Origin of the sequence: Poseidonibacter sp. (assembly GCF_041821165.1) — a bacterium.
Lineage (GTDB): Bacteria > Campylobacterota > Campylobacteria > Campylobacterales > Arcobacteraceae > Poseidonibacter.
Window position 1 is genome coordinate 1 of sequence record NZ_JBGUES010000196.1, and the last position, 4040, is coordinate 4040.

The 4040-nt window shown below is 25.0% G+C and carries 3 protein-coding genes; all 3 read right to left on the minus strand.

Annotation, left to right across the window (positions count from 1 at the left end; all coding sequences use genetic code 11):
• Window positions 1-313 precede the first annotated feature (313 nt).
• A complete protein-coding gene (locus tag ACERKK_RS11775; RefSeq protein ID WP_373773272.1) occupies window positions 314-610 on the minus strand; it encodes a hypothetical protein in 297 nt (98 codons plus the stop codon).
• Between the two features lie 347 nt (window positions 611-957).
• Window positions 958-3009, minus strand: coding sequence for an AIPR family protein (locus tag ACERKK_RS11780; RefSeq protein WP_373773273.1), 2052 nt, complete (start codon window positions 3007-3009; stop codon window positions 958-960).
• Complete coding sequence (locus ACERKK_RS11785) at window positions 3002-3973, minus strand: PD-(D/E)XK motif protein (protein ID WP_373773274.1); 972 nt, start codon at window positions 3971-3973, stop codon at window positions 3002-3004. The genes ACERKK_RS11780 and ACERKK_RS11785 overlap by 8 nt, the downstream gene beginning before the upstream one ends.
• Window positions 3974-4040: the final 67 nt, after the last annotated feature.

Consider the following 4040-nt stretch of genomic DNA (forward strand, 5'->3'; position numbering starts at 1 on the left):
AACTTTAAATCCATTTATCTCATTATTACAATATCTTATCCAATCTTCTTCTGATTCCAGTCTTAGCTTTTTAACAAATTTCTTTGCATCTAGAAAAGACAAAAAACTACAATATTCACTGTTATTATTGTAGTTTTTAATATTTTTAATTACTCTGGATTCTTTTTCTTTATAAATTTTTTTTGCTTTTTGTACAGATTTTTTTAGTTTTTTAATCTCTTCGTCTTTTTTTGTAATAGAATCCTTGTGAATTATATTTTTAAAATACTTTTTTTTATTCTGAATTCCTATTACTTTTTCTAACTTATAAACTTTAGTTTCTCCCCTTTTTTATATCATCTTTATGAATACCTTCCTTGTTAAAGGTATAATCATCATAACCCTCTTTATTATAACCATTAATATCGAAGCCATGTCTATCAAATCCTTCAATATCCAAACCAAATTCATCATACCCTTCTGAATCATAAATCAAATTATTATATGTAGAAAGATCAGATAGATTTTGGTCTTTCCATTCTTCTATACTATTTGAAATTGCCTTTTCAATTAGTTCATCTACATTTTTATAATTATCTTTAAGAGTTTCATATTTATAAAAAAGAGACATGTATTTTGATTCTAATTCTTCAGTTTTCTTCTTAATACTAGTTCTATCTTTTAAACTCTTTGAAATAAAATCGTCTGGAATATTATCAATAGTAAACGATTTATTTATATTATTTGTTTTAGCTAACCAATATTTCTTTTCATCTACTGCTTCAATCTTATTCTTAGTAAAAAAACGACATCAATACTATTTACACACTTAACCCTAAAGTAACTAAGTATTTCTCTTCTAATTCTAATTGAAAATTGAGATCATCTGATAATCCAATATACACTTTTTCATGATCAACAAAAGTGTAAAGGTATACAATATACATCTAAGCTCCTAATTTTAATATCTTATAGATTTTAAGAAGGAATTATTAGTCCTTCATCTTCTAATTTTGAAAGGATTTGAATAATTCTTTTTGATTGTTTATCAGATGGATATTTACCACTTGGGATTAAATTTAGAAATTTAACTTCTTCTGGAGTTAATTGTTTTTTTTCTAATCCCCAAGTTTGAATTTCTTTCCATTGTTCAGGTGTAAACTTATATAGTTTTTTTAACATTTCCATTTCATTATCTATTTTTTGTTCTTTTTTAGCTTCTTTATTTTCGTAATTCAATTCTTCTTTTGTAATCATATAGTTTTTAAAAGTATCACTTAATATTATTTCGTTCGTATGGTTGATTAAATCTTTTAATTTTGTCCAGCATAGCTCTTTTTTACACCATTCAGAAACATTAGTAAAGTTTTCTGGAGTATTTATTATATAATCATTTATTAATTTACTAATATTTCTTATCTCTTTCTCAAAGAATAAATCAACTTTTTGTTCTTTCCAAATCTTACTAAAATCAATACTAAGTTTTTCTTTTTCCAATAGGTAAGAAAATGTTGATAAGGTATAGGCTACTATATTAGCCTTATATCCTCCATACCAAGGTTCTTTATAAACAATGGCGTCACAAGTTTTAAAGATAATGATTTTTGCAACTGTATGCATAAAATACATATCATTAAATTCTTTGTCATTTTTATTCCATCTCGGAACAATTATATTCCCAAATTCAATAAAGTTTTTTTGTGCTCCCCTACTTACAATATGTGGTTTATTTTCCCAAACCATTAAATATTTAGCAAGATCTGTTTTTGAGAATAATTGTGGTTTAGGGTTTATTTCTTTAAACTCTCTTTTTTTAGCATCAGTTAATTTTGATTGTATCTCTAAATATTGGCCTCTAGCTCTTTCATAGAACCATTTAGTCTTTTTAAGTTCTCCTTCTTTTGCTGGTGCCCAAATTCTTCTAGATTTTTCTTCCATACGTATATGGAAAATATCATTAGAAAAGAAATCTGCATCATTTACTTTGTTTTGAGTATTGGCAAACCTTGAAATATTAGGAACTACTGTATTTACTTGATCATCATTAATAATTGTTAATTTCATTTGAACAAAAATATCAGTTAATGGCACTTTATCTATTTTCATAGTATTAAATAAAGAAGCTGTAGTTTGTCCTCCATTTACTATTTGAAGATTCTTTAACTTTTTAATTTTATTGTCATTTGTAAGCTCTATATCTTCTGCTGTTGCGGTAATTCCATTATTATAAGCAAAGAACATGCTAGGATTTTCATTAATTGTTTTTCTAATTCCCTTATTAATTTTTGCTCTAAACTGAAGAAAACTTCTTACATTAGATTCTAATAGTCTAGCTCCAAACTTTTCATATAGTTTTGATAAGACTTCTCCATTTATAACACATAGATATGAATGATAAGGTGATGTTGAAACATGTGCAGGTAATGAAGGAATAAGAGTATTAAAATCTGATTCAAAATCAATTTCAAGAGTTTCTTTTTTATTTTTAGAACTTTCAATGTCGAAAAATCTTTTGATCTCCCATATATCGTAAGATACTTGGTAGTTTGAAATAGATTCTGAAGGCAATTTCTTAACTCTATCACTTAACTTTTTATTACTTACTAAAATAATATTTATTGATTCAAATCTAGTTTGATTATGATATAAAAAGTATGAGATGGCATATCCTGGAGATGTTTCTTCTAAATCATCATAAAACTTTTTTTCAATTGATTGATTGAAAAATTTTGTTAATCGTTTTATATTTAATTCAATTTCTGACTGTACTAATGTTTTGAGTTCGTAATCATCTTTGAAATCACATATAAATAGATTTAGTATGGCTCTATCTTCTATAAATTCATAGCCATCAATTTTCATACCTATTTTTTGAAAAGGAAGATATGTAAAATCTTCAACAATACCATCATCAAGTAAGTACTCCATTGATTTTTCAAAGAATTGACTCTCTTTAAAATCTTCTCCTACATCAGCAGAAGTATATATCTGCTGAATAAAATCATCATAAAACTCTTCTATTTCAGTCATTATCTACTCCTAAACTCTTAAAAATATTTTTATTTATTAGAAACTCTTTACAAGAATCCAAATTTATTTTATATGTTAACTTTTCTACTCCAACTGGAACATCTAACACTCTAGGAAAACTTTCTTCAACTAAATAGAATTCATCTGCAATGATTTTAAAGTATAAATCTTCATATTCTGATAATTCTATAAAACCATATTGAAGTAATAAACTATTGAAATTATCAACTAGAAGTAAGTTTTCATCTCTAATTAATTTTCTTATTTCTTCTATTAAATCAAAAACATTGAATGAGTTTTCTTTATTTTTTGAAGATTCATTTATTGTAATTACATATAAATATAGATTATCAAGTTCTGTAAATAATTGTTCATAAGATGAAATAGTGATACTATTTACAGAAGATTTTGTTTTAACTTCAACTGCCATATTATCAATTTCAAAATCTTGAACAGATTGTAATGGTGCCTTCCAAAAATTTAAAGTGTCTGCAACATTAAAATTTTGAAGTAAATGTTTTTTTATTAAGTAAAGTTCTCCTATTAAACCTTGTAATTGTTTTTTATCAATAATTGATTTATTGTTTTTTAAAAAATATTGCCACTTTTCTAATCTTTTTAAAATTGTTTTAACAGTAAGAATCTCATCCATCAGATCTTTTGTAGATTGTAATAAATCAACACATAGTGTATAAAACATATCTTTGTCTGAGTTATTAATCAAGGTTAGTATTAGCTGATTATCTTTATTTATAGTTCTTAATGAAATATTTATGCCATTGATTTTTGGTATGTTATGCTCAATAATAGTTTTTTGTTTTGTTTGAAGCATAAATATAAGATTATCATAGGTGTCTTTTGCCCAATAAAACTCTAGTTTATTTTTTGTATCTGCAAGAATTGCATTTATACTTATATCTGTTGAAGGTTTTTTTATATTATCCCATGGATTATTCTTCATCATCAAATTCCTCTTCAAATTCTTCATATGCTGGTTTTATGTATTCATCCCACCATTTCTTATTTACTTT